Consider the following 22,254-nt stretch of genomic DNA (forward strand, 5'->3'; position numbering starts at 1 on the left):
GGGCTTGTGCTTTTTGCGCTACCATCACGCTTTTCCCGACAGCAAGCCGACCCATGCTCGCCAATATCCGTATCGTGCTCGTCCAGACCTATCACCCCGGCAACATCGGCGCCTCCGCGCGGGCCATGAAGACCATGGGCCTGACCGAGCTGGTGCTGGTCAACCCACGCTGCTTCCCCGATAGCGAGGCCTCGCGCCTGGCCGCCGGCGCCGAGGACGTGGTCGACACCGCCCGGGTGGTGGCATCGCTGGAAGAGGCGGTAACCGACTGCGTACAGGTGGTCGGGGCCAGCGCCCGGCTGCGCAGCCTGCCCCTGCCCCACTTCGACGAACCCGAAGCGATGGCCCGTGAGCTGGTCGCCCATGCGACGGACGATCCGGTAGCGCTGGTATTCGGTCGCGAGCGCTTCGGCCTGACCAATGACGAGATCCGCTGCTGCAGCCATCAGGTCAGCATTCCGGCCAACCCTGACTATGGGATCCTCAATCTCTCCCAGGCGGTTCAGGTGCTTGCCTACGAAGTGTTCAAGGCTTGGCGCCAGCGTCCGGACAGCGACTACCGCCACCCGCAGCCTGCCGAGGAGCGGCAGCCAAGCCGGGAACAGCTTGGGTATTTCCACGAGCACCTGAGCCGGGTGATGCAGGCCAGCGGTTTCCTGACCCAGCCCCACGCACGCACCGAGGCCCAGCTGCAGGCGCTGTTCGCCCGCGCACGTCCCAGTCGCAAGGAGCTCTCGCTGCTGCGCGGTCTGCTTCGCTCACTGGAAGAATCGACCCGGGGTGACTAAGCTTCGATAACCTTTACCCCACCTTTTTTCGTGCTGTCATGGCACCGTCACCTGTTCATGGGATAAAGGTCCATGCCCCGCCAGGGCACTCAGACAAGGGATACTGTCGAACTGCGACACGGACGCGACCGGGCCGGAAGCCGGTGCAGGAAAGTCGGCATGAAGGACCATGCCCAGGGAGACATGCGCCACGAGGCCTCACGCCCGTGGCGCTCTTTATTGCACGCTATTGCCGTTGCGCCAGCGACTCCCGGTCCAGAGATTCCCAGCCTGGCACCCTCTGCCGAATGCGCTGTGAGAAATCCGGTGCGCGATGCACGCGGCGTGCCCGCTCATCAATGCGCCCGCCTGCCTCCAGCTCGGACAGGGTGAAGCCGGGCCACAGCCCGCCGACCTTGAACGCGTAACCCGGCAGCCTGTCGGTCACCAGCAGACGGTAATCCAGCGGCAGGCGGGCCCCGATGCCACGCGCCATGGCGAAAATGAGCGTGGTGCAGTTGGCAGTGATGGTGTTGTAGAAACGCGGCGACTCGGCCAAGGCATTGGCCTCGTCGACATACGCCAGCAACAGCGAACGCATGGCGCTCTGCGGCATCCGCAACCGAAATAGCGATACTCGCTCACCGCGCACCTTGCTGCGCAGGCCCACCGCGTCGCGCTCGTCGGCCGCCACGATGGCGAGTTCATACTGACGAAAGAAGCCTCCGATCTCGGAGAAGCGCTCGCCCTTCAGGCGTCTCACCTCCACCGAGAAAACCACGAAGGTCTCGCCCTCGAAGCCGAACGAGACCATCACATGAGCGACGCCCGGCCGCCCCCAGCTGGAGACGATCATGTCGACCGAGTCGAGCCGATCCAGGTCGTAGCTGCGCTTTTCCCAGCGTACCTCGGCATCGTCGCGGGTTCGCCAGTCGAAGTCGCGCACATGGTGCATCGTCAAACGATTGTCCCGGACCTCGCCGGTGGCCAGGCAGGCAACGTCATCGGACCAGGGCCGATCATGCGCCGGGCGTAGCCGAAACCACCAGGTCGTCAGTCCCACCAGCAGCAAGAGCTGGGTTGCGTTCGCCAGCCATTGGCCTCGCACGCCAAGCCACAGCAGGACCAGCGCGGCTATCCCCCAGCCGGCCACGGCAAGACGTCGCCGGTTTCGCGACCAGGGCAGGCGAAACCACAGCGCGGCGGCGCCCCACGCCATGCCCAGTGTCAATAGCAGCGTTACGAGAATGCCGATTACCTGTGCCATCACACCCCACTATCTTTCGACGTGGAGCCATATTAGCAGTCAACATGGCGTTGCGCGCCTCAAGGCGGACGACAGGCTCGAACGAATGGCTTAGACCGAAGTCAGCCAGGACCTGAAGGCAGTCAGGTCATCTCCCAGTTCCCCTCGCGTGGCCCGACGATAGAGGTGCTGAAGCTTCGCCGTCAGGGAATCCCCGGCGATCGGCTGTCCCGGGAGCGGCGCACCGGCGCGAGCGCCGATATGGCGTCCGTCGAGTTCACGCAGCGGCAGGATCTCGGCGGCAGTGCCGGTCACGAAGGCTTCGTCGGCGGTATAAAGCTCGTCGCGAGTGATGCGTCGCTCTCTCACCTCGATGCCCAGCACATCGCGCGCAAGCTGGATCACGCTGTCGCGGGTGATGCCCTGAAGGCAGGAGGTCACTTCCGGCGTATGCAGCACGCCGTCGCGCAGCAGGAAGACGTTGGCTGCCGACGCCTCGGCCACGTAGCCCTCGGGATCGAGCATGATGGTCTCGTCGAAGCCTGCCTTGACAGCGGTGTTGAGCGCCAGGATGGAATTGACGTAGTGGCCATTGGTCTTGGCCCGACACAGGCTGATGTTGACGTGATGTCGTGCCCAGGAAGAGGTCAGCGCCCGCAGGCCCTGCGAAGCCGCCTCGGCCGAGATGTAATCGCCCAGGTCCCAGGCGGCGATCATCACGTGCACCGTGAGCCCCTTGGCACGCAACCCCAGCCCTTCCGCGCCGAAGAAAACGGTGGGCTTGAGGTAGGCATTGCTCAGCTCGTTGCGCACCAGGCACTGGCGCTGGGCCTCGATCAGCGTCGCTTCATCGAAGGCCACCGGCATATCCAGCGCGTGGGCACTGTCGAGCAGGCGCCGGGTATGCTCGGCAACGCGGAACAAGTGGGTTCCCTGCGCCCCGGCATAGGCTCGCACGCCCTCGAAGCAGCCCATGCCGTAGTGCAGGGTGTGTGTCAGCAGGTGGCTCTGCGCTTCTCGCCATGGCAACCACTCGCCATCCCGCCATATCCACCCATCTCGATCATAGAGTGGCGTCATATCGTCCTCGTCGGTTCAGATAGGTTGTTTCAGAGCGGAGCCGCACGCCGCCAGCCCTCGCACCAGCTGTCGATCAGGGCACGCTGATACGGCTGCAGCGACTGGTAGGCCCAGGCGGCGATCTCGTCGTTCTGCGGGTCCGGCACCTCGATGCGGCTGCCAGCCAAGGTCTGGATCACTGCATGGCCGCACAGCGGCACATAGCCTTCGGAGTAGCCCCCCTCGTGAATCATGACCAGCTTACCGTCGCTGATGCGCTCGGCGAGGGCCTTGAGTTGCTGGGTCATGGCGGCGAAGGCGGCACTGTTGAGCATCATCTTGCCCAGCGGGTCCTTGCCGCAAGCGTCATAACCACAGGCCACCACGATCAGGTCGGGGGCAAAGCCGCCGATGGCGGGCATTACCAATTCCTGCATGGCGTAGCGGTAGGCGCCGATACCACTTCCGGGCGGCATCGGCAGGTTGAGATTGGCGCCATGCCCTGCCCCCTCGCCCAGTTCCTCGAAATAGCCGCTGTCCAACGGATAGTTGCCGGCCTGATGAATCGACACGGTGAGAACATCCGGATCGTCGTAGAAGGCGTCCTGCTGTCCGTTGCCGTGGTGCACGTCCCAGTCCAGGATCGCCACGCGCCGAGCGTGCCCCAGCGCCCGGGCTCGCATCACCGCCACCGGGATGTTGCCAAGCAGGCAGAAGCCGCGACCACGATCGGCTTCGGCATGGTGGCCCGGCGGGCGGCACAGGGCGTAGGCGTTGGCCAGCTCGCCGCTCGCCACCGCTTCCACCGCGGCGATCGCCAGACCCGCCGACTGTTTCGCCGCCGCCAGGCTGCCCGGCGTGTAAGGCGCGCACTCGCCGGCATCGCCGCCTCGTGTCAGCTCCCCCTCCTCGAGTTCGTCGAGGTAACGCCCGGTATGAAATCGTGCCAGATCTTCGCGGCTCGCCGGCGGCGCCTTGCGCACGTCGAGCTCGTCGATCAGCCCCGATACCTCGAGCAGATTCTTCAACCGGCGCTTGCTCTCCGGGCTCTCCGAGGCGGACTGAGGCTGAAGGAACTCGCCGGGCGCCGAGAACACGCCGATGGCACCCGGGTCATGCCAGAAGCAGCGCTCGTGCCAGTAAAAGCCCGTTCGGCGCATCTCCTTCATGCGTGGCTCTCCAACTGTTCCCAGACCTCGATAGCGGCCGCCAGGTCCTCCAGCGAAGCGCCGACCGACTTGAACACGGTAATGGCCTCGGCCGAGCTACGCCCCGGCTTCTCGCCACGCAGCAGCTCCGCCAGGTCAGCGCTGATGTCGTCGAAGCTGAACGTCCCCTCGTCGATCGCCTGGAGAATGTCGCCCGCCTCACCCTGAGCACCGGCATAGGTATCGACGAATACCTCTCCACGCCGCAGGCACTCGGCATCGGTTTCGCGCATGCTGGGGCGAAACGCGCCGATCAGGTCGAGATGGGTGCCGGGAGTTAGCCAATCGCCGCGAATCAGCGGCTCGCTGGAGAGCGTCACGCAGCTGATGATGTCGGCTTCACGGGCTGCCGTTTCCAGCGACTCGGCCGCTTCGCAGTCGAAACGGTCGGCATAGTCGGCTGCCACCCGCCGTGCCTTCTCCGGGTTGCGGCCCCAGACGAGCACGCGCTTGATCGGGCGCACCGCGGCGTGGGCCTCGATCACCATGGGCGCGAGCTTGCCGGTGCCCACCACCAGCAGGGTCTCGGCATCTTTCCTGGCCAGCTCGCGCGCCGCCAGGGCCGAGGCCGCTGCGGTGCGCCGCCGGGTCAGCTCGCTGCCGTCGAGGCAGGCCAGGGGGCGCCCGTGGACCCCCTCGCTGAGCAAATAGACGCCGGCAATGGCCGGCAGGCCGTGGTCGGCATTTTGCGGAAAGACGTTGACCATCTTCACGCCGATATAGCCGGCCCGTTCCCAGGCCGGCATCAGCAGCATGGTGGCCTCTCCGTCGGGCCGCTGCATGGCATGGTGATGACGTGGCGGAGACTCCACGCCCTCACGGAACGTCAGTGCCAGGCGTTCGACCAGCGCCGGCCATGGCAGCGCGCCGGCGACTTCCGCGGCGGTGACGATACGCATATCAAGCCTCCGGCAGGGCCGCGACCACCATGATCTCGACCTTCCATTCGGGCTTGGCCAGCTTGGCCTCGAGGGCGGCGCGCACCGGCGGGCGACCCGGCACCACCCACGCTTCCCAGGCCGCGTTCATCTGGTCGAACTCGGCCATGTCGGTCACCCAAACCTGGGCCGAGATCAGATGCTCCTTGGAGCTGCCGGCTTCGGCCAGCAGCTCGTCGATGCGCGTCAGAACCTGCTCGGTCTGACCGCGCATGTCGGCCGTGGCGTCGCTCGGTACCTGGCCGGCCAGATAGACGGTGCCGTTGTGTACGGCGATCTGGCTCATGCGGGCGTTGCTGTGGTGGTACTGAACAGTCATATCGTCTCTCTCATGAAAGTGAATTGCGTGGAACCGCGAATACTTGCACGTCTACAGCCTGACGTCAGCTGCCGCTGAAGCCATTCATGAAGGCGGCCAGGTTGTCGCCCAGATGCTCGGTAGGATAGCCACCCTCCTGCACCAGTACGGCGGGCTGGGCGAGCCGCGACAGGCGCTTGCCCACCGCGAAGAAGTCCTGTGTTTCGAGCGTCATGCCGGCCAGCGGATCGTCACGATGGGCGTCAAGTCCCAGCGCGATCACCACCGCCTCGGGACGAAACGCTTCCAGGCGCGCGATCAATGCCTCCAGCGCCTCGAGGAAAGCGTCGCCATCGCTGCCCAATGGCAGCGGCAGATTGACGTTGGTACCCAACCCCTCGCCCATGCCCTCCTCGTTGGCTCCACCCCAGAAGAAGGGGTAGAAATCGGCCGGGTCGACATGCAGCGAGCCGGTCCAGACGTCGTTCCGATAGTAGAAGATGTCCTGGGTGCCGTTACCGTGATGCAGGTCGACGTCGAGAATGGCGACGCGCGAGAAACGCTCGCGCAGGACGGTTGCCGCCAACGCCGAGTTGTTGAGGAAACAGAAGCCACCCGCCCGGTCCGGCCCGGCGTGGTGCCCCGGCGGACGACACAGTGCGTAAGTGGTGCCGTGGCCGCCGATCAGCGCCTCGGCCGCTGCCTGGGCCGTGGCCGCGCTGGCCAGTATCCCGCGGAAGCTGTCGGCACCGATGGGACACGCCATGTCGTGGAGGTGCCAGCCCGCCTGCCCCACCGGATGACGCGGGTAGTGATGGCCACCGCCACACGGGTGGATGTTGGGTATCACCAGTTCGGAGGCCCCCGGAAGTTCGCGCCACCGGGCGTGAATGGTCTCGAGAAAATTCAGGTAACGCGGCGTATGGATGCTTGCCAGGCGGCTGCGCAGCCGCGGGCTGTCGATATCCTCGGGCTCGTGCAGGACGAGACCCATTGACTCCAGGCCCTTGGTCAACAGCTCGGCCCGCACAGGCCCTTCCGGCGAGGAGGTGAGCTGACCGCGTACCAGGAAAGCGCCAGGTGCGTGATGTGCCTGGTCGGGATGATAGAAGAGCTTCATCGTGTCTGTCCTTGCATTCGCATTCCTCAGTTGAGCAGCGAGGGAACCCAGGTAGAGAGTGCCGGGAATGCCGCGAGCAGCACGATCACCGACAAGAACGCCACATAGAACGGCAACGACGCGACGATCGCACGCTCATAGGGTACGTTGGCGATGCGTGCCGCCGTCATCAGCGTCATTCCCACCGGTGGCGTCACGTTGGAGATATTGAGCACCACGATCATCAGGATGGCAAAATGCAGCGGATCGAAGCCAAGCTGGATCATCGCCGGCACCAGCACCGGCGCCACCACGACCAATGCCGGCAGCACGTCCATTACCGTACCGATCAGGATCAGCAGCACGCATACCAGCATCAGTTGGAGGAAGGCCGAGTCGCTCAGGGTAGTGATCAGCCCCGCTGCATCGCGCGCAATGCCCGAGCGGGTCACGAACCAGCCGAGCACCGCTGAGGTGGCGAGCAGAAAGAACACCACGCCGGAAAAGCGTACCGTCACCACCAGCGCATGCCAGATCTTCTGCCAGCTCAGGTTGCGGTAGAGCAGCACGCCAATGGCGATGGCATAGACGGCGGCGAAGCCGGATGCCTCGGTAATGGTGGTCAGACCGGAGAGAATGCCCCCCAGGATGATCAGCGGCACGATCATTGCCGGCAGCGCTGCCAGGAACGACAGCACCGCTATCTTGAAGGGCGTCGGCGTCTGCTTCGGGTAGCCTCGCCGCCAGGCCAGGTAGAAGCTTACCCCGAGCAGTGCCAGCGCCATCAAGATTCCCGGGATGATGCCTCCGGCGAACAGGTCGATCACCGAGATATCGCGCAGCAGCGTGGCATAGACCACCATCACCACGCTGGGCGGGATGATGGGTCCGATGATCGACGAGCAGGCAGTGATCGCCGCTGCGTATTCGGCGTCGTAGCCCTGCCGTTTCATCTCGGGAATCATGATCTTGCCGATCGCCACGGTATCGGTGATCGCCGCCCCGGTCAGGCCAGCGAAGAACACCGATACCGAGACGTTGACGTGTGAGAGCGCACCGCGCACGCGGCCGAACAGGGCATTGTTGAAGGCAATCAGCTTATGGGTCAGTCCGCCCTGGTTCATCAGTTCGGCAGTGAAAATGAAATAAGGAACGGCGATCAGCAGAAAGCCGGAGACGCCGGAGAACATGCGGTCGGCGATGATTCCGAGCATGCGCTCTCCGCCCATGGCAAAACCGCCGGCCAGGCCGGAGAGAGCCATTACCACCGCCACCGGCGCACCGATCAGCAACAATACGATGAAGGTTACGATGGCAGGCGTCATGCGCGCTCCTCCGTGTCGACGGCTGCAGTGTCGACGGTCTCTATCAGCTCGTCGATGGCCGACTCGTCGTCGATGAAGTGCTCCAGCAGAGCGAAACCCTGCACCAGATGAAGCAGCAGGATCGCGCCGCTGACAGGCACCACGATAGCGGTGAACTTGCCCGGGATCTGGATGCGGTCCGAGACCATGTAGACCTGGGAAGCGCCTACGAAGTAGTCCCAGCCGTACCACAGCAACAGCGCCCCGAACAGGCCGATCACCACCAGACACAGGGCCGCGGCCAGCTTGAGCAGCGCTCGTGGAAGGCTACGCACCAGCAGCGTCATGGCCACGTGTTCGCCATAGCGCAGCGAGATGGTCATCGAGAGAAAGCCGATCCAGGGCAGGAACAGACGCGCCAGCGAGTAGGTCCAGCTCAGCGTGCTGCCAGTGGCCAACTTGTAGAGGAACGCCGTAAACGAAATACCCAGCATGATCAACACACAGGCCACGCAGATCACGATCGCCACCTGATTGACCGTGTCGCTCAGGCGGCGCAAGGGCTGGAGGAGTGGCATAGGATAACCTCGAAGATCCCCCCGGCCGGTCGTACCGACCAGGGAGCGACGTTATGCACGCAGAAACCGTGCGTTACTGGCCATAGACCGTCACGTCGGACTCGGCCACCCCTTCTCCCACCCGGGCAACCTCGCCGAGGAAGGCGTCGACGCGCTCGGCCTCGATACCGAAGTCTCCGACAATCCATTCCTTCCACGCCGGTCGGGCAATCTCGGCCATCCGTTCTCTCTCCTCGGGCGGCATGATGTAGCACGCCTCGAAGCGCTCGCAGGACTCCTCCCAGCTGGCGGTGGCCAGCGCCCCCGACATTCCGTGGGAAAGCTCGATGGCCTCACGCGCCGAGGTGAGAATGGCAGCCTGGTGCGCTTCATCGAGTGACTGGAACCACTCTTCACTGATCAACCAGGCGGCGCTGTTGTAGACATGGCCAGTGAGCGTGGTGTAATCCGTCACCTCGTCGAAATTGAAGGTCGTGTTGAGTACCGGTGCATTGAACTGGCCATCCGCCAGGCCGGTCTCCAACGCGGTGATCAATTCACCCCATGGCAGCGGCGTGGCCGAGGCGCCCAGAGACTTCATGATCGCAACGTGGCCCGGGTTCTCCTCGGTGCGGATGTTGAGCCCCTCCAGGTCCTCGACCGTCTCGATCAGGCGCTCATTGTTGGTGAAGGCCACGAAACCGCCGCCGTCGTCGAAGGTGCCCAGATAGCGCATGTTGGCTTCCTCGATGGTGCCGGACATGAAGTCGGCGAACCACTCGCTATCGAAGAAGGCCCAAGCCTGGCGCCAGTTGTCGAACAGGAAAGGGGCGGTCATCAGCTGGTAGTCGTCGTAGAAGGATGACATCGCCCCGGTGGTGATGATCGTGGACTGCAGGGTACGCCCGCCCTGCACTTCGGATGCCGTCTCCACTTCGGAGCCGAGCTGGCCGCCACCGAAGATCACGACCTCTACCTCGCCGTCGGTGCGGGTCTCGACCAGATTCTTGAAGTGCACCAGCGCCGGGTAGACCTCGTTGTTGCCCATATCTTCCGGCAACAGGGTGGCGATGGCCATCTCGTGGGATTGCGCCTGAACGTTGGCACTGGCAACGGCCAGCGGGAGTGTGGCTAGCGCTGCCAGACGGGTCAGCGGCGTCGGGAACATGATCCACCTCGTTATGATTGTGCTTTGTGGGATTCCCTTTCAGCCTAGCGGCTGGCCTGCCACTGCGTTTGCCCGTGACTCCGGTCTTCTTGCCCCGGGCTCAGCGATCGCGGCGCTCGATGGAAGGCGAAATGTCGAAATGACGCCGGTAAGCGCGGCTGAAGCTGCCCTGATCACGAAAGCCGACCAACGCAGCGATATGCCCTAGGCTCAGGCCACTATGCTGTACCAGGGCTCGCGCATGATCCAAGCGGCGCTGCTGGACATAGGCCACGGGCGTGACGCCCGTCATGTCGCGAAACAGCGCGTGGAAATGCCCCGGACTCAGTGCGCACAGCGCCGCCAGCTGGTCGACGCGGATCTCATCGGCCAAATGCCGATCGATCCACTCATCGAGACGCTGGAGATCGATGCGCTCGCCAGATCGATGGCCGGCCAAGGATGCGGAGGTATTGCTGGGCAGCTCGTCCTCAAGCTGAAGATAGAGCGCGCGCAGCAGCAAGGCGGCGATCTCGCTATGCAGCGCCGGAAACTGCTCGAGCTGTGCCATCAGCGTGACGGCAAGGTGATTGAGGCGAGGCGACACGGGAAAGAAGCGCGGGCGCTCGAACAAGCGCTGCAGGCTGTCGCCGTCGCGCCTGTCGCCCAGAGCGTCAAGCGATACGTCCAGCACCAGCGTCCGGTTGCGCCCGTCGCCCTTGTATTCGTGATGGCAGGCACAAGGAATCAGGCAGCCGCGGCCCCCGGTGACGCGATCGCCAACGCCCTCGATCGCAAGTTCAGTGACCCCGCAGGTCGCCAGGATCAACTGGTGATGCGAATGGGCATGTGCGACATGCTCCTGGCCCAGATTGGAGGTGCGTAGGTCGAGTAGAGACATGACGGTTTCTTGATGCCCGCTCGGTCAGGGAAGCTCCTACACTACCCTGCCGAGCGGCATCATGAAACCGGCAGGTACCTGTCAGCAGCGACCCTGCATACCCAACCCGGGCGGGCAGAAGCCGCCACGATGACGGTGTCGATCCCGATAATGGCGATCTTCATAATAGCGATGGTCATCACGGTAGTGGCGCTTCACGTAGCGCTCGCGGTGATGATAATGCCTGTCCTCGTGATAGTGCCGATGCCCGCCATCGACTACGATCAGCGGTTCGGGGTTGATGCGCGCCGGCGAGTAGCTGCAGCCGGCCAGGGCCAGCATGAGAGGCACGCAGGCAAGAGTAAGCAGACGCAGGGACGTTCTCATGGCATATACCTCGCGAGGCAGAGCGGAAGACGCCCCCTTCGGTTCCCGTATGGAGTCATTATGGACCTGGCTCGCCCATCACGCTTCAGCAGCGGCCTTTCTTGGCCTGCCCCGGGGGACAGAAGCCTCGCCCATGATGCCCGCCACGTTCATCGTCGATGACGATCAGCGGTTCGGACTTGATGCGTGCCGGCTGGTAGCTACAGCCCGCCACCAGCATAGCGGCGAGGGCGAGAAGAATGGGAAACAACAGGCGCCGTGACATGGCGGATCTCCAAAAAATTTCCGAACACTGTTCATGATAGCGAATCACACTGCCTTTACACATGTGGCATGGCGGCAACAGGACAGTCGCCAATTAGCGACATTGCCTGTATGTCGATAAAGCGCGATAGTGCAAAGTTCATTAGCCTGCAAACAGGAATCTTGCCATGGACGCCCTTCGCCGCCATTCCCTGCTGCTGATCCTGCTCGGCAGTCTGGTCATTTCCCTGGCCATGGGGCTGCGTCATGGCTTTGGCCTGTTTCTCGAACCCATGAGCAGTGAGCTGGGCTGGGGACGCGAAGTGTTCGCCTTTGCCCTGGCGCTGCAGAACCTGGTCTGGGGCTTCGCCCAGCCCTTCACCGGCGCCCTGGCCGATCGCTTCGGCGCGGCCCGGGTGGTTGCGGTCGGCGGCATCCTCTATGCACTCGGCCTGCTGTTCATGGGGCTTTCCGAATCGGCCCTGGGCATGTCGCTCTCCGCCGGGCTACTGATCGGCCTGGGGCTCTCGGGGACCACTTTCTCGGTGATCCTCGGCGCCGTGGGCCGTGCCGTGGCCCCGGAGAAGCGCAGCATGGCCATGGGCATCGTCAGCGCGGCAGGCTCGTTCGGCCAGTTCGCCATGCTGCCGGGCACCCTGGGCCTGCTCGGCTGGCTGGGCTGGTCGGTCGCGCTGCTGGCGATGGGGGCCCTGGCGGCCATGATGGTGCCGCTCGGCGCCATGCTGAAGGATCGCCCTTCGGCCCGACAGGCAACTGACCTCTCGCTGCACGCAGCCTTGGACGAGGCCGCCGGACACCGCGGCTTCTGGCTGCTGTGCCTGGGCTTCTTCGTCTGTGGCTTCCAGGTGGTGTTCATCGGCGTGCACCTGCCCGGCTACCTCTTCGACAACGGCCTGGCCGTGCAGGTGGGCAGCACCACCCTGGCCCTGGTGGGCCTGTTCAACATCTTCGGCACCTACACCGCCGGCTGGCTGGGGGGCATCTATTCCAAGCCCCGCCTGCTCAGTTGGCTCTACCTGACCCGCGGCGCGGTGATTGCGGCCTTCGTGTTCCTGCCGCTGAGCCCGGCCAGCGCCTATCTGTTCGGCATCGCCATCGGCCTGCTGTGGCTCTCCACGGTGCCGCTGACGAATGGCATCGTGGCTTCGGTGTTCGGCGTGCGCCACCTCTCCATGCTCGGCGGCATCGTCTTCCTGTTCCACCAGGTCGGCTCATTCACCGGCGTGTGGCTGGGCGGCAAGCTCTACGACCTGCATGGCGATTACGACGTCGTCTGGAAGCTGGCCATCCTGCTCTCCGTGGCAGCAGCCCTGCTGCACTGGTTCATCAGCGAGGCACCCATCAAGCGCGCCGCCATTCAGGAGGCCCAGGCATGAGCCGAATCCAACTAGTGAAAGCTGCCGCCCTGCTGGCCCTCGGTATCGCTCTGGCCCTGGTATGGTGGGGCTGGCAGAACGCCGATGCCTCGCTGCTGCTGCTCGGCACGCGGCTGTGCTGAGCAGCAACAGCATCATTCCTCCTCTTCATCCATCGCCACGGCCAGGGCGGTCTGGCTGGTAAAGTCGATCTCGTTGATGTGCTCGGCCAGGAAGTCGAGCAGCGCGCGCACGGCGGGGAGCACGCCGCGCCGCGACGGAAAGACGGCGTGCAGGATCCCTCCCCTCGGCTCCCAGCCGGGTATCGCATCGACGAGACGCCCCGCCTTCAGGTCTTGTCCTGCCACCAGCAGCGCCAGCTTGACCACCCCCAGCCCTGCCAACGCGGCCTGATGCAGCGTCTCGGCGTTGTCGGTGACCAGCCGGGGATGGTGCCGAATCTGCGCCGTCGCTCCCTCGGGGCCGTCCAGCACCCAGTCGTGCTGCCGGCTCACCTGATCGAAGTCGAGGCTCGGCAGCCCGGCCAGATCGCCCGGCGCCTGCGGTATCGGCCACGCCTCGAACAGGGCGGGCGCGGCCACCAGCCGCTGTGGGCTGCGCGACAATACCTTCATCGAGAGATCGCTGTCCTCGAGCGGCGGAAAGCGCACGCGGATGGCCATATCGAAGCCTTCCCTGATCACGTCGACCCGGCGGCTGGTGGCCTCCACCTGCACCTCCACGTCGGGACACTGGGCCATGAAGCGCACCAGCAGCGGTGTGATCAGGTAGTGCAGCAGGCTCGGCGGGCAGCTCAGCCGCACCGTGCCCCGCGGTAGCGCCAGGTTGCGCTGGATCAGCTCCTCGGCGGCCTCTGCCTCCACCATCATCGCCGCGCAGTGGCGATAGTAAGCCTGGCCCAGTTCGGTGACCGAGAGATGGCGCGTCGAGCGCTGAATCAGCCGGGCACCGAGGCGCTCCTCCAACTGGGCAATGCGCCGGCTCAGCTTCGACTTGGGAATGCCGAGGGCGCGCCCGGCCGGGGCGAAACCGCCATGGTCCACCACCTGAACGAAGTAGTAGAGATCGTTGAGATCCTGCATGCCCTTGTCCTTATCGTTCTGTTTTTGGAACGCAGAGTGTGAATTATACCCTCTACTGCCTCTTCCGTTCTCCTCATAAGCTTCCTGTATCGGGCTATAGCCCAATCCATGCAGGAGCCAAACCATGAAGAAGATTCACGGCATCTATGGCGCCCCTCGCGGGCACTGGGTCGGCGACGGCTTTCCCGTACGTTCGCTGTTCAGCTACGACCGCCTCGGTGCCGACCACCTGAGCCCCTTTCTGCTGCTCGACCACGCCGGCCCGCATGACTTCCCGCCGGCTAGCCGGCCGCGCGGCGTCGGCGCTCACCCACACCGCGGCTTCGAGACCGTGACGCTGGTGTACAAGGGCGAACTGGAGCATCGCGATTCCACTGGCAGCGGTGGTCGTATCGGCGAAGGTGACGTGCAGTGGATGACCGCCGGTGCCGGCATCGTTCACGAGGAGTTCCACTCCAGCGACTTCACCGCGCAGGGCGGCACCCTGGAAATGGTGCAGCTATGGGTCAACCTGCCGGCCGAGCACAAGTCGGCACCGGCGGCCTATCAGACGCTGCTCGACGCCGACATTCCCCGCGTGGCACTGCCTGACCGCGCCGGCGAACTGCGGGTGATCGCCGGCAGGTATGGCGGCCATGAAGGACCGGCCCATACCTTCACCCCCATCGAAGTCTGGGACTTGCGCCTGGAGCCGGGCGGCGAAACGACTCTGAGAGTTCCCGAGGGACACACCACCCTACTGGTAATCCTCGAGGGCACCGTACAGGTCAATGGCGATGCCGTGGTGCGTGACGCCGGCCTGGTGTGCTTCGAGCGTCAGGGCGATGAGATACGGCTTGAAGCCAACAACGACGCCAAGCTGCTGCTGCTCGCCGGTGCCCCCTTGGGCGAGCCGGTGGTGGGGTACGGCCCCTTCGTGATGAACAGCGAAACCGAGATTCAACAGGCATTCACCGACTTCCAGGCCGGCAAGTTCGGTCGTCTGGAGGGTTAGCGGCTCCGCCGCGCCCAACCGCGCCCGGCCCCCTGACCGGGCGCTTCACTCAACCTTGGAGGAAAGACCCATGTCCTTTACCTATAACCGACTCAACAAGGACGATGTAGCCCTGCTGATGGTCGATCATCAGTCCGGCCTGCTCTCGCTGGTGCGCGACTTCAGCCCCGACGACTTCAAGAACAACGTGCTGGCCCTGGCCGATATCGCCAAGTTCTTCGAGATCCCCACCGTCCTAACCACCAGCTTCGAGGACGGCCCCAACGGGCCCATGGTGCCGGAACTGAAGGCGATGTTCCCCGACGCGCCCTACTTCGCCCGCCCCGGACAGATCAACGCCTGGGACAACGAGGAGTTCGTGGCAGCGGTCAAGGCCACCGGCAAGAAGCAGCTGGTGATCGCCGGCGTGGTCACCGAGGTGTGTGTGGCCTTCCCGGTGCTCTCGGCCCTGGAGGAAGGCTACGAAGTGTTCGTGGTCACCGACGCTTCCGGCACCTTCAACCAGACCACCCGGGACGCTGCCTGGGATCGCATGTCACAGGCCGGAGCCCAACTGATGACCTGGTTCGGTGTCGGCTGCGAACTGCACCGCGACTGGCGCAACGACATCGAGGGCTTCGGCGGTCTGTTGGCCGGCCACCTGCCCGCCTACGCCAACCTGTTGCAGAGTTACACCGCCCAGAAGAACTGAACGGTGTCGGGCCCAGCCATGGCCGGGCCCCTCCTGTTCCCCTTGCTCATCTCGACAGGCAGGGCAACCAGTGAGTACCTATGCTGAAACAGGCCTGACCGCCCTGCCTACGTCGATCTTCCTGGGAAAATGACAATGAGCAACCTCGTCAACGACGCCGATCTTTCCTCCTCCCTGGACTGCCCCATCGTCGATGGCAAGCGCCAGGTGCAGCATGTGACGCCGCGCACCGCCGATGTCGGCGGCATCCCCGTCAACCGGGTGCTGCCTTCGCGTCATCGCCGCCTGATCGGCGCCTGGTGCTTCCTCGACCATGCCGGCCCGGCAGTGTTCAAGGGCGACGCACGCGGCCTGCGCGTCGGCCCACACCCCCACATCGGCCTGCAAACCTTCACCTGGATGATCGAGGGGGAGGTGCTGCATCGTGACAGCCTGGGCAACGAGCAGGTGATTCGCCCCGGCCAGGTCAACCTGATGACGGCCGGACGCGGCATCAGCCATACCGAGGAGTCGGTAACCGGCGAGTCACACCTGCATGCCGCCCAGCTCTGGATCGCCCTACCCGAAGCCCACCGTCGCACCGACCCGCGCTTCGACCACTACCCAACGCTGCCACAGTGGCAAGAGGGAGACGTCGTGTTGACCTTGCTCACTGGCGAATTCGCCGGCCAGCGTGCGCCGACGCTCGCCTTCACGCCGCTGGTGGGACTGGACCTGGCGGCGACCTCTGGCGGCTCACTGCAACTGCCGCTGTCCGAGGACTTCGAATACGGCCTGCTGCCGCTGGAAGGCGAACTCGTCATCGAGGGCGAGCGCTTCGCCACCAACGAGCTGGCCTATCTGGGCCGCGGGCGCAGCCAGGTCGCTCTCGAACTGCCGGCAGGCGGACGCGCGATCCTGGTCGGCGGCGAACCGCTGGGCGAGGAGATCCTGATCTGGTGGAATTTCGTCGGCCACAGCAAGGCCGAGATCATCGAGGCCCAGCGCGACTGGGAAGCCGGCAGCGAACGCTTCGGCAGCATCCCCCAGTTCGACGGCAAGCGCCTGGAGCCGCCGCCCCTGCCTTGGCGGGAATGACTGCCGAGAGACACCGACGACCACTCGCAAAAAGGAACGCTTCTTCCATGACGACCTCCACCCCACCGCGCATCCTGGTTTTCGCCGGCAGCGCCCGAGAAAACTCCTTCAACAAGCGTCTTGCCCGCCTTGCCGCCGAACGAGTCGAGCATGCCGGCGGCCAAGCGACCTTCATCGACCTACGCGACTATCCCCTGCCGCTCTACGATGGCGATCTGGAAAACCGCGAGGGTCTGCCCGCCAACGCCCGCCACCTGCAGGCACTGCTGGGCGAGCACCAGGGCCTGCTGCTGGCCTCACCGGAGTACAACGGGTTCATCACCCCGCTAATGAAGAACACACTCGACTGGATGTCACGTTCGGACGGCGAGCGCAGTGGCCTGGCCCTGTTCACCGACCAGGTGGCGGCAGTGGTCTCCGCCTCACCGGGCGCACTGGGCGGCATGCGCAGCCTGGCACTGATCCGCCAACTGCTCGGCAATCTCGGCGTGACCGTGCTGCCCAGTCCACTGGCCATACCTCGCGCTGCTCAGGCCTTCGGCGAGAATGGCGAGCTGGTGGACGAGAACCAGCGTGAGCGACTGGACGCGCTGTGCCAGCGGCTGGTCACGATGTTGGCCAAACTGCACATGTCATGAGCCGGGACAGTCGTCGATGTGGTATCTACACTGCGACGCAACATCGATGACACAGGAGATGGCATGCCCAAGGAAGAACGCAAGCACATTGACCTCGCCCTGCAAGGCGGTGGATCCCATGGTGCGTTGACCTGGGGTGTACTCGATCGACTGCTGGAAGAAGAACGGTTGAAGATCGATGGCATCAGCGGCACCAGCGCCGGGGCAATGAATGCCGTGGTGCTGGCAGACGGGCTACACCGCGGCGGCCGCCAGGGGGCGCGCGACGCCCTTGGCCACTTCTGGCGTGGGGTCAGCGATGCGGCACGCTTCTCGCCCATCCAGCCCACCCCCTGGGATTGGCTGACGGGTACCGGCAGCCTCGATTACTCACCCAGCTACCTGATGTTCGAAAGCCTGACCCAGCTCGTTGCACCGGCCAGGCTCAATCCCCTGGGCTTCAATCCACTACGTGACCTGGTCTGTGAGCTGGTCGACTTCGAGCGCGTCAACGCCTGCCGCAGGGCCAAGATATACGTCACCGCCACCAATGTCAGGACCGGTCGCGCCACGGTCTTTCGCCAGCCCGGGATCTCCGTCGATACGGTGATGGCCTCGGCCTGCCTGCCGTTCATGTTCCCGGCGGTGGAGATCGACGGTGAGGCCTACTGGGACGGCGGGTATAGCGGGAATCCTGCGCTCTTCCCGCTCGTTGACGACATGGATTGTCAGGATCTGGTCGTCGTTCAGGTCAACCCGCTGGAGCGCAGACGGCTGCCGGACAGCGCCCGCGACATCGTCAACCGCATCAATGAGATCACTTTCAACTCCAGCCTGATCAAGGAGCTGCGCAGCATCCAGCTGCTGCAACAACTGATCGATGCCGAAGACCTCGATGTGGAGCGCTACCGCTCCATGCGCCTGCATCTGATCCACGCCGAGCAGGAAGTCGAGCAACTTACCGCCTCGAGCAAGCTCAACGCCCAGTGGGATTTCGTCTCGCGGCTGTTTCACCAGGGGCGCGGCTGGGCCGACATGTGGCTCGAGCAGAACTTCGACGCGATCGGCCAACACTCTACCTTCGACCTCAATACCGTTTTCGGCGACGGCTTTCGTCCCCTAACACGTAGGCAAGGAAAGCGATGAGTACATTAAAACCCCTGGGTGACTGACATGAAATCGAAACGGCGTGTACTGTTCAGTGCAGCTTTTCTCGCGGTTGTCGGCGTCAAGCTGGCTATCGCGCAGCCCGGGGTCCCCTCTTCCGAGGTTACTTCTTTGCTGGAGGAGTTGGTCGACTGGGTCGTCTCTCAGACGGAATATCGAACGCCGCCGCCGTCGCGGTGAATAAGGAAAGCCAAGAAGCTCTTCAGAAACGATGCTTTCCAGGCTGGACCGCAGGACTGCCACCCAGGGTACTGGGCGTCTATGACCCAGCCACAAGCACCATTTATCTCGATCAATCTTTTAACACGGCGAACCTTCTTGATCGAAGTTATCTGCTTCACGAACTGGTGCATCACGTACAGCTTTCTAACGGTTCCATGGTCCGGTCGCGGTCGAAAGGGTATCTCGAAGGACAAGCATTGCGACTGCAATTGGCATGGCTACGAGAGCAAGGCGTAGCCGATCCGATGTCCCTTCTGGGCATCGATGAGCGGACGATCCGCATTATTGAGGCGTGTCCAAGATAGTCGGACCCGGCTTCTCCCGTATAGATTCGAACGTATATGCCTCTGGACTTGTCGGTCAGCTACGTCAGCAGCTTGAGTCGAGGCTCGTCGTGCCCTCGAGCTTCTTGCCCTGCCATGCCTCAGCGCACCGCTGCCGATCAGCATGCCAAAGGTAATCACACCGGCCGCCAGCGCCAGCAACGGCGTGGCCTCGGCATAGCCGGCCACGATCAGTACCAGTGTGGAGAGCAGCGGTGTGGCATAGGCCAGCAGCCCGAGCAGGTGCAGGTCGCCGCAACAAGCGCCGCGCCTGTCCTACGATCAGTTCTTCGAAGGCCAACGTCTCTCACCAAGCCTCGGGCAGTTCGAGCACCACTACGCGGTTGTCGCCCGGCGCCAGATAGTGATGCACGTCACCACTGGCCAACGGGGCCAACACACCGCGGGTCACATGCACCAGCCGACCCGCCGACTCGAGCTCCAGCGCACCGTCGAGTCCCAGCAGCAGCTGGTGAAACCCGTGGCGGTCGGTCAGCACGCGATCGGGGTAGTGGCGTGTCTCGATGACGGGGCTGTCCATGACTTACCCAGAAGAGCCTAGAACCAGCGCTTGCGCTTGAACCAAACCACCATGCCGACGGCGACGGCGATCATTACCCCCCATACGACAGGGTAGCCCCAGTACCAGCCGAGCTCTGGCATGGCGAAGGGACTAGTGGGATGAGCGAAGTTCATACCGTAGACGCCGACGATGAAGGTCAGTGGCATGAACACGGTGGCAACGATAGTGAGCTTGCGCATGCTCTCGTTGAGCCGGTGGCTCATGCTGGAAAGATAGACGTCGAGCAGGCTCGCCGTCATGTCGCGATAGCTCTCCACCAGGTCGATCACCTGCACCGTATGGTCGTAGACGTCACGCATCCACAGCCGCGTATCGGGCGTAAACAGGTCGTTGTGATCGCGCAACAGCTGGTTGATGACCTCGCGGGTGGGCCAGAGGTAACGCCTCAGCATGATCAGCTCTCGCTTCAGGCCGTGCAGGCGCTCCAGCGTCGAGCTGTCCGGCTGGTTGAGTATCTCGAGCTCCAGTTCCTCGATTCGCTCACCCACGCTGTCGAGTACCGGGAAAGCATGATCGACGGCGGCATCGAGCATGCCGTAGAGCAGGTCGTCCGGCTCGCCCAGGGCGCGACCACCGCTCTCCTTGAGCCGTCGGCGAAAGACCACGAAGGGATCCAGCGTTTCGCCCATCACGCTGACGACGATGTTTGCCCCCATGAACAGCGACAGCTGGTAAAGATGCAGATCGCCTTCTTCGTCGAATTCGGGAATGCCCAGAATGACCACCAGACCGTCGTCGAAACGCTCGACCTTGGGTCGCTGGCCGCCATTGAGGATGTCCTCCTGGGCCAACGGATGCAGGCCCACCCGCTCGCCGAGCAGTTCCAGCTCCTCGGCCACGGGCAGCCCCTGCACGTGAAGCCAGCACAGCGGCCCTTCCGCGGCGGCCTCGGGAATCTCGGCGACCGAGATCTCCTGCATCGCGCCCCAGCGCCCCGCTTCGCGACGGGCCAGGCGAAACGTAGCAGGACCGAGCAGGCCGGCCTGCTCGAGCGAGACCTCGCGCAGGGTACCTGGTGCGGTACCGGCTGGATGGTAGTGCTTCTTGAACAGTCGGGTCATGAAGAGCGTCCCTGGCAATTCGATCCGACAATACTGGCATGCTCCAGCCATCATTCGCACCCGCCTCATGCCTACGCCCGGCGAGGCTGGCGGAAACGTGGCACGCAAGTGGCCCATGCGTAACGTGACAGCTGTCAAGGCACTGTATCGCCATGGTCACCCTTTCCCTCCCGCTTTTTTCGTCCAAGGCATAGAAAACAGCAGCTTATCTAGGATCTTCGCCTTGGCATGCTCCTTGCCATCTTCAACTCGGTGGCAATGCCACCGCCAAGTAACGGCAATAACAAGGAGACATGCCATGAACAAGACATACTGGGTGGGGGCTGCCCTGGCAGCGCTACTGACGAGTCATACCGCCCAAGCCGAAGTCCCGGGAGTGCGCGGCACCCAGCACTTCGGCTTTACCGTGCCCGACCGCCAGGCGGCGGTGGATTTCTTCGTCGACGTCATGGGTTGTGAGGCCTTCTTCACCATCGGCCCGTTCGGGCCCTTCGAAGATGACTGGATGACACAGAACCTCGACGTGCATCGCGAAGCGACCATTCCCGCTGCGCATCTGGTGCGCTGCGGCAACGGCACCAACCTGGAGATATTCGAGTACACCGCACCGGACCAGCGCACCGAGCAGCCACGCAACAGCGACATCGGCGGTCACCATATCGCCTTCTACGTGGACGACATGGACGAGGCCGTGGCTTATCTGCAGGCGCAAGGACTGGATGTGCTGGGCGAACCCAAGACCTTCACCGAGGGCCCCATGGAGGGGCTGACCTGGGTCTACTTCATGGCGCCCTGGGGCATGCAGCTCGAGCTGGTGAGCTCGCCCCACGGCATGGGCTACGAGGCCGAGACCGGCAGCCGGCTGTGGGATCCGCGCCACTGAAGGCATGGCAGCGGCGCCTTGGCGGCGCCGCTGTCGATCAACCTCCGATCAGGAGCCGTCAAGTCAGATTCCTTTGAACATTCTTTCGCTGTAGATCGTGCCGTGCTTTTCAAGCAGCCGGATCTTCGAGACGTCAGGGTGCAAGGGATTGACGACCGCGATATTTTCCATGCCGCCCGCCACGGCGCAGCTCGGCACCAGCAATATCAGCCGTTCCCGGCGCTGGAGCCACTGCGTGCCCATCTGCTGGGTGGAAGCGGGATAGGGAAACTCGGCCCACTCGTCCGGCAGCCGATCGACCGGCCAGGTTTCTATGGCTTCGTCCGGCGCCTCAAAGACCGCCAGCCGGTAGCTGTCGGGCAGGTCGCGCGGCGAAGGGACATAGTTGCCGAGTTCCAGCATGGCCACACTCGGTGTCGTGCCGAAATAAAGCGCCGGCACGCCTGCAGTATTCCATCTGGCGCCGTCCCGATAGCTTGCGCCCATGCCGCTCATGTTCTCGATGTGCTGTTCAGGCCCGATACGAAACAGCCTCATCAGCTGAATTCCCCGTATTCGACCTTGCGCAGCACTTCGCGAACCAGGCAGCGCCCCTCGAAGGTGTCGAACAGGTCGAGCGGCTTCTCCCCAGACAGGGCAGGAATGGGCGTGTTGAGCCAGCGCAGCGCCTTGTCGCCGTCACCGAACACTTGGCGGGTGTGATAGAAGACCCGCAGCACATCCAGAACTTCCTCGCTATCGGCACGACTCAACGCCTTGCGCTTGTAGAAGCGGTGCAGGTTGCCCGGCGTGGTCTCCAGCAGCTTGACGAACAGTTCCCGGTTGTCGCCCAGGGCATGGATGGCCTGCTTGACCACGCTGCCCGAGATTCCCTCGCGCACCGTCTGGATGAAGGCGACCTTGTTGCGATACACCTCGGGCGGCACTTTGACCCCGCGGATACCCTCCTCGCCATCGCCGTTTCTCTTCAGCGCTTCCATGGCCAAGCCCCTCATTGCGGTTTTAACACTGTCTATTCTACATC

27 protein-coding genes are annotated in these 22,254 nt (G+C 63.9%); 10 read left to right on the forward strand and 17 right to left on the reverse strand.

All coding sequences use genetic code 11. From position 1 onward, the window contains the following. The first annotated feature begins 53 nt into the window (after nt 1-53). On the forward strand, nt 54-788 hold the full coding sequence (locus KPL81_RS08800; protein WP_219791507.1) for an RNA methyltransferase: 735 nt from the start codon (nt 54-56) through the stop codon (nt 786-788). A 226-nt stretch (nt 789-1,014) separates the two neighbouring features. Here the strand turns inward: KPL81_RS08800 and KPL81_RS08805 are convergent, their stop codons facing one another. The 12 genes from KPL81_RS08805 to KPL81_RS08860 all read right to left on the reverse strand — a co-directional run bounded on the left by KPL81_RS08805 (nt 1,015) and on the right by KPL81_RS08860 (nt 11,155). After that, nucleotides 1,015-2,034, reverse strand: a complete 1,020-nt coding sequence (locus KPL81_RS08805) for an Lnb N-terminal periplasmic domain-containing protein (protein ID WP_219791508.1) — start codon at nt 2,032-2,034, stop codon at nt 1,015-1,017. Nucleotides 2,035-2,124: 90 nt separating this feature from the next. Then, nucleotides 2,125-3,093 carry a branched-chain amino acid transaminase gene (locus KPL81_RS08810; RefSeq protein ID WP_219791509.1) on the reverse strand — a complete coding sequence of 323 codons (969 nt, stop codon included), beginning with the start codon at nt 3,091-3,093 and terminating at the stop codon, nt 2,125-2,127. Nucleotides 3,094-3,122: 29 nt separating this feature from the next. Continuing rightward, entirely contained in the window at nt 3,123-4,232 is a 1,110-nt protein-coding gene (locus KPL81_RS08815) for a class II histone deacetylase (protein ID WP_219792176.1), read from the reverse strand. Between the two features lie 5 nt (nt 4,233-4,237). Next, on the reverse strand, nt 4,238-5,179 hold the full coding sequence (gene lhpI / locus KPL81_RS08820) for a bifunctional Delta(1)-pyrroline-2-carboxylate/Delta(1)-piperideine-2-carboxylate reductase (protein ID WP_219791510.1): 942 nt from the start codon (nt 5,177-5,179) through the stop codon (nt 4,238-4,240). A gap of 1 nt (nt 5,180) precedes the next feature. Further along, nucleotides 5,181-5,537, reverse strand: coding sequence for a RidA family protein (locus KPL81_RS08825; protein WP_219791511.1), 357 nt, complete (start codon nt 5,535-5,537; stop codon nt 5,181-5,183). Between the two features lie 64 nt (nt 5,538-5,601). Further along, a complete protein-coding gene (locus KPL81_RS08830) occupies nt 5,602-6,636 on the reverse strand; it encodes a histone deacetylase family protein (RefSeq protein ID WP_219791512.1) in 1,035 nt (344 codons plus the stop codon). Nucleotides 6,637-6,662: 26 nt separating this feature from the next. Further along, nucleotides 6,663-7,940 (reverse strand): TRAP transporter large permease, encoded by a 1,278-nt coding sequence (locus tag KPL81_RS08835; RefSeq protein WP_219791513.1) that lies wholly within the window; start codon nt 7,938-7,940, stop codon nt 6,663-6,665. Beyond that, nucleotides 7,937-8,497, reverse strand: coding sequence for a TRAP transporter small permease (locus KPL81_RS08840; protein WP_209472315.1), 561 nt, complete (start codon nt 8,495-8,497; stop codon nt 7,937-7,939). The genes KPL81_RS08835 and KPL81_RS08840 overlap by 4 nt, the downstream gene beginning before the upstream one ends. Nucleotides 8,498-8,570: 73 nt before the next feature. Beyond that, a complete protein-coding gene (dctP, locus tag KPL81_RS08845; RefSeq protein ID WP_219791514.1) occupies nt 8,571-9,644 on the reverse strand; it encodes a TRAP transporter substrate-binding protein DctP in 1,074 nt (357 codons plus the stop codon). A 100-nt stretch (nt 9,645-9,744) separates the two neighbouring features. Further along, nucleotides 9,745-10,524, reverse strand: coding sequence for a helix-turn-helix domain-containing protein (locus KPL81_RS08850; protein WP_219791515.1), 780 nt, complete (start codon nt 10,522-10,524; stop codon nt 9,745-9,747). An 81-nt stretch (nt 10,525-10,605) separates the two neighbouring features. After that, entirely contained in the window at nt 10,606-10,890 is a 285-nt protein-coding gene (locus tag KPL81_RS08855; RefSeq protein ID WP_209472318.1) for a hypothetical protein, read from the reverse strand. An 85-nt stretch (nt 10,891-10,975) separates the two neighbouring features. Further along, nucleotides 10,976-11,155, reverse strand: coding sequence for a hypothetical protein (locus tag KPL81_RS08860; protein ID WP_219791516.1), 180 nt, complete (start codon nt 11,153-11,155; stop codon nt 10,976-10,978). Between the two features lie 166 nt (nt 11,156-11,321). Here KPL81_RS08860 and KPL81_RS08865 point away from each other — a divergent pair, with 166 nt between their 5' ends. After that, nucleotides 11,322-12,530: an MFS transporter gene (locus KPL81_RS08865; protein ID WP_219791517.1), complete on the forward strand. Its 1,209-nt coding sequence runs from the start codon at nt 11,322-11,324 to the stop codon at nt 12,528-12,530. Then, the gene (locus KPL81_RS20735; protein WP_276314033.1) at nt 12,527-12,652 is read left to right on the forward strand and encodes a hypothetical protein; all 126 of its coding nucleotides are present in this window, start codon (nt 12,527-12,529) and stop codon (nt 12,650-12,652) included. The genes KPL81_RS08865 and KPL81_RS20735 overlap by 4 nt, the downstream gene beginning before the upstream one ends. Before the next feature lie 12 nt (nt 12,653-12,664). Here KPL81_RS20735 and KPL81_RS08870 read toward each other — a convergent pair whose 3' ends face one another. Further along, nucleotides 12,665-13,612, reverse strand: a complete 948-nt coding sequence (locus tag KPL81_RS08870; protein WP_219791518.1) for a LysR substrate-binding domain-containing protein — start codon at nt 13,610-13,612, stop codon at nt 12,665-12,667. A 124-nt stretch (nt 13,613-13,736) separates the two neighbouring features. Here KPL81_RS08870 and KPL81_RS08875 point away from each other — a divergent pair, with 124 nt between their 5' ends. The 6 genes from KPL81_RS08875 to KPL81_RS20880 all read left to right on the forward strand — a co-directional run bounded on the left by KPL81_RS08875 (nt 13,737) and on the right by KPL81_RS20880 (nt 18,685). Continuing rightward, nucleotides 13,737-14,606, forward strand: coding sequence for a pirin family protein (locus tag KPL81_RS08875; RefSeq protein ID WP_219791519.1), 870 nt, complete (start codon nt 13,737-13,739; stop codon nt 14,604-14,606). A 70-nt stretch (nt 14,607-14,676) separates the two neighbouring features. Continuing rightward, nucleotides 14,677-15,297, forward strand: a complete 621-nt coding sequence (gene ycaC, locus KPL81_RS08880; protein WP_219791520.1) for an isochorismate family cysteine hydrolase YcaC — start codon at nt 14,677-14,679, stop codon at nt 15,295-15,297. Between the two features lie 135 nt (nt 15,298-15,432). Continuing rightward, complete coding sequence (locus KPL81_RS08885) at nt 15,433-16,374, forward strand: pirin family protein (RefSeq protein ID WP_219791521.1); 942 nt, start codon at nt 15,433-15,435, stop codon at nt 16,372-16,374. 47 nt (nt 16,375-16,421) lie between these two features. Next, nucleotides 16,422-17,012, forward strand: coding sequence for an NADPH-dependent FMN reductase (locus KPL81_RS08890; protein ID WP_219791522.1), 591 nt, complete (start codon nt 16,422-16,424; stop codon nt 17,010-17,012). 63 nt (nt 17,013-17,075) lie between these two features. Further along, nucleotides 17,076-18,137 carry a patatin-like phospholipase family protein gene (locus KPL81_RS08895; protein WP_219791523.1) on the forward strand — a complete coding sequence of 354 codons (1,062 nt, stop codon included), beginning with the start codon at nt 17,076-17,078 and terminating at the stop codon, nt 18,135-18,137. A gap of 197 nt (nt 18,138-18,334) precedes the next feature. Beyond that, nucleotides 18,335-18,685, forward strand: a complete 351-nt coding sequence (locus KPL81_RS20880; protein ID WP_422674118.1) for a DUF6647 family protein — start codon at nt 18,335-18,337, stop codon at nt 18,683-18,685. Nucleotides 18,686-19,010: 325 nt separating this feature from the next. Here KPL81_RS20880 and KPL81_RS08900 read toward each other — a convergent pair whose 3' ends face one another. Beyond that, a complete protein-coding gene (locus tag KPL81_RS08900) occupies nt 19,011-19,244 on the reverse strand; it encodes a cupin domain-containing protein (RefSeq protein WP_219791524.1) in 234 nt (77 codons plus the stop codon). A gap of 17 nt (nt 19,245-19,261) precedes the next feature. Then, nucleotides 19,262-20,347, reverse strand: coding sequence for a magnesium/cobalt transporter CorA (corA, locus tag KPL81_RS08905; protein WP_219791525.1), 1,086 nt, complete (start codon nt 20,345-20,347; stop codon nt 19,262-19,264). A gap of 298 nt (nt 20,348-20,645) precedes the next feature. Between corA and KPL81_RS08910 the strand changes: the two genes are divergently transcribed. Continuing rightward, a complete protein-coding gene (locus KPL81_RS08910; protein ID WP_219791526.1) occupies nt 20,646-21,230 on the forward strand; it encodes a VOC family protein in 585 nt (194 codons plus the stop codon). Between the two features lie 63 nt (nt 21,231-21,293). Here the strand turns inward: KPL81_RS08910 and KPL81_RS08915 are convergent, their stop codons facing one another. Together KPL81_RS08915 and KPL81_RS08920 are read right to left on the reverse strand one after the other, a co-directional pair. Next, nucleotides 21,294-21,767 carry an RES family NAD+ phosphorylase gene (locus KPL81_RS08915; protein WP_219791527.1) on the reverse strand — a complete coding sequence of 158 codons (474 nt, stop codon included), beginning with the start codon at nt 21,765-21,767 and terminating at the stop codon, nt 21,294-21,296. Continuing rightward, a complete protein-coding gene (locus KPL81_RS08920; RefSeq protein WP_209472333.1) occupies nt 21,767-22,210 on the reverse strand; it encodes an antitoxin Xre/MbcA/ParS toxin-binding domain-containing protein in 444 nt (147 codons plus the stop codon). The genes KPL81_RS08915 and KPL81_RS08920 overlap by 1 nt, the downstream gene beginning before the upstream one ends. Nucleotides 22,211-22,254 lie beyond the last annotated feature (44 nt).

Origin of the sequence: Billgrantia antri, assembly GCF_019430905.1 — a bacterium.
In the GTDB taxonomy this organism is placed as follows: domain Bacteria; phylum Pseudomonadota; class Gammaproteobacteria; order Pseudomonadales; family Halomonadaceae; genus Halomonas; species Halomonas antri.

What these genes read in the sequence shown, in the direction of transcription:
- KPL81_RS08815 (WP_219792176.1), bottom strand. Translation starts at nt 4,232, where the DNA reads ATGCGCCGAACGGGCTTTTACTGGCACGAGCGCTGCTTCTGGCATGAC.
- KPL81_RS08865 (WP_219791517.1), top strand. Translation starts at nt 11,322, where the DNA reads ATGGACGCCCTTCGCCGCCATTCCCTGCTGCTGATCCTGCTCGGCAGT.
- KPL81_RS08895 (WP_219791523.1), top strand. Translation starts at nt 17,076, where the DNA reads ATGCCCAAGGAAGAACGCAAGCACATTGACCTCGCCCTGCAAGGCGGT.
- KPL81_RS08910 (WP_219791526.1), top strand. Translation starts at nt 20,646, where the DNA reads ATGAACAAGACATACTGGGTGGGGGCTGCCCTGGCAGCGCTACTGACG.
- KPL81_RS08890 (WP_219791522.1), top strand. Translation starts at nt 16,422, where the DNA reads ATGACGACCTCCACCCCACCGCGCATCCTGGTTTTCGCCGGCAGCGCC.
- KPL81_RS08915 (WP_219791527.1), bottom strand. Translation starts at nt 21,767, where the DNA reads ATGAGGCTGTTTCGTATCGGGCCTGAACAGCACATCGAGAACATGAGC.
- dctP (WP_219791514.1), bottom strand. Translation starts at nt 9,644, where the DNA reads ATGTTCCCGACGCCGCTGACCCGTCTGGCAGCGCTAGCCACACTCCCG.
- KPL81_RS08800 (WP_219791507.1), top strand. Translation starts at nt 54, where the DNA reads ATGCTCGCCAATATCCGTATCGTGCTCGTCCAGACCTATCACCCCGGC.
- lhpI (WP_219791510.1), bottom strand. Translation starts at nt 5,179, where the DNA reads ATGCGTATCGTCACCGCCGCGGAAGTCGCCGGCGCGCTGCCATGGCCG.
- KPL81_RS08835 (WP_219791513.1), bottom strand. Translation starts at nt 7,940, where the DNA reads ATGACGCCTGCCATCGTAACCTTCATCGTATTGTTGCTGATCGGTGCG.
- corA (WP_219791525.1), bottom strand. Translation starts at nt 20,347, where the DNA reads ATGACCCGACTGTTCAAGAAGCACTACCATCCAGCCGGTACCGCACCA.
- KPL81_RS08825 (WP_219791511.1), bottom strand. Translation starts at nt 5,537, where the DNA reads ATGACTGTTCAGTACCACCACAGCAACGCCCGCATGAGCCAGATCGCC.
- KPL81_RS08830 (WP_219791512.1), bottom strand. Translation starts at nt 6,636, where the DNA reads ATGAAGCTCTTCTATCATCCCGACCAGGCACATCACGCACCTGGCGCT.
- KPL81_RS08860 (WP_219791516.1), bottom strand. Translation starts at nt 11,155, where the DNA reads ATGTCACGGCGCCTGTTGTTTCCCATTCTTCTCGCCCTCGCCGCTATG.
- KPL81_RS08855 (WP_209472318.1), bottom strand. Translation starts at nt 10,890, where the DNA reads ATGAGAACGTCCCTGCGTCTGCTTACTCTTGCCTGCGTGCCTCTCATG.
- KPL81_RS08810 (WP_219791509.1), bottom strand. Translation starts at nt 3,093, where the DNA reads ATGACGCCACTCTATGATCGAGATGGGTGGATATGGCGGGATGGCGAG.
- KPL81_RS08805 (WP_219791508.1), bottom strand. Translation starts at nt 2,034, where the DNA reads ATGGCACAGGTAATCGGCATTCTCGTAACGCTGCTATTGACACTGGGC.
- KPL81_RS08870 (WP_219791518.1), bottom strand. Translation starts at nt 13,612, where the DNA reads ATGCAGGATCTCAACGATCTCTACTACTTCGTTCAGGTGGTGGACCAT.
- KPL81_RS08900 (WP_219791524.1), bottom strand. Translation starts at nt 19,244, where the DNA reads ATGGACAGCCCCGTCATCGAGACACGCCACTACCCCGATCGCGTGCTG.
- KPL81_RS08920 (WP_209472333.1), bottom strand. Translation starts at nt 22,210, where the DNA reads ATGGAAGCGCTGAAGAGAAACGGCGATGGCGAGGAGGGTATCCGCGGG.
- KPL81_RS08840 (WP_209472315.1), bottom strand. Translation starts at nt 8,497, where the DNA reads ATGCCACTCCTCCAGCCCTTGCGCCGCCTGAGCGACACGGTCAATCAG.
- KPL81_RS08875 (WP_219791519.1), top strand. Translation starts at nt 13,737, where the DNA reads ATGAAGAAGATTCACGGCATCTATGGCGCCCCTCGCGGGCACTGGGTC.
- KPL81_RS20735 (WP_276314033.1), top strand. Translation starts at nt 12,527, where the DNA reads ATGAGCCGAATCCAACTAGTGAAAGCTGCCGCCCTGCTGGCCCTCGGT.
- KPL81_RS08885 (WP_219791521.1), top strand. Translation starts at nt 15,433, where the DNA reads ATGAGCAACCTCGTCAACGACGCCGATCTTTCCTCCTCCCTGGACTGC.
- ycaC (WP_219791520.1), top strand. Translation starts at nt 14,677, where the DNA reads ATGTCCTTTACCTATAACCGACTCAACAAGGACGATGTAGCCCTGCTG.
- KPL81_RS08850 (WP_219791515.1), bottom strand. Translation starts at nt 10,524, where the DNA reads ATGTCTCTACTCGACCTACGCACCTCCAATCTGGGCCAGGAGCATGTC.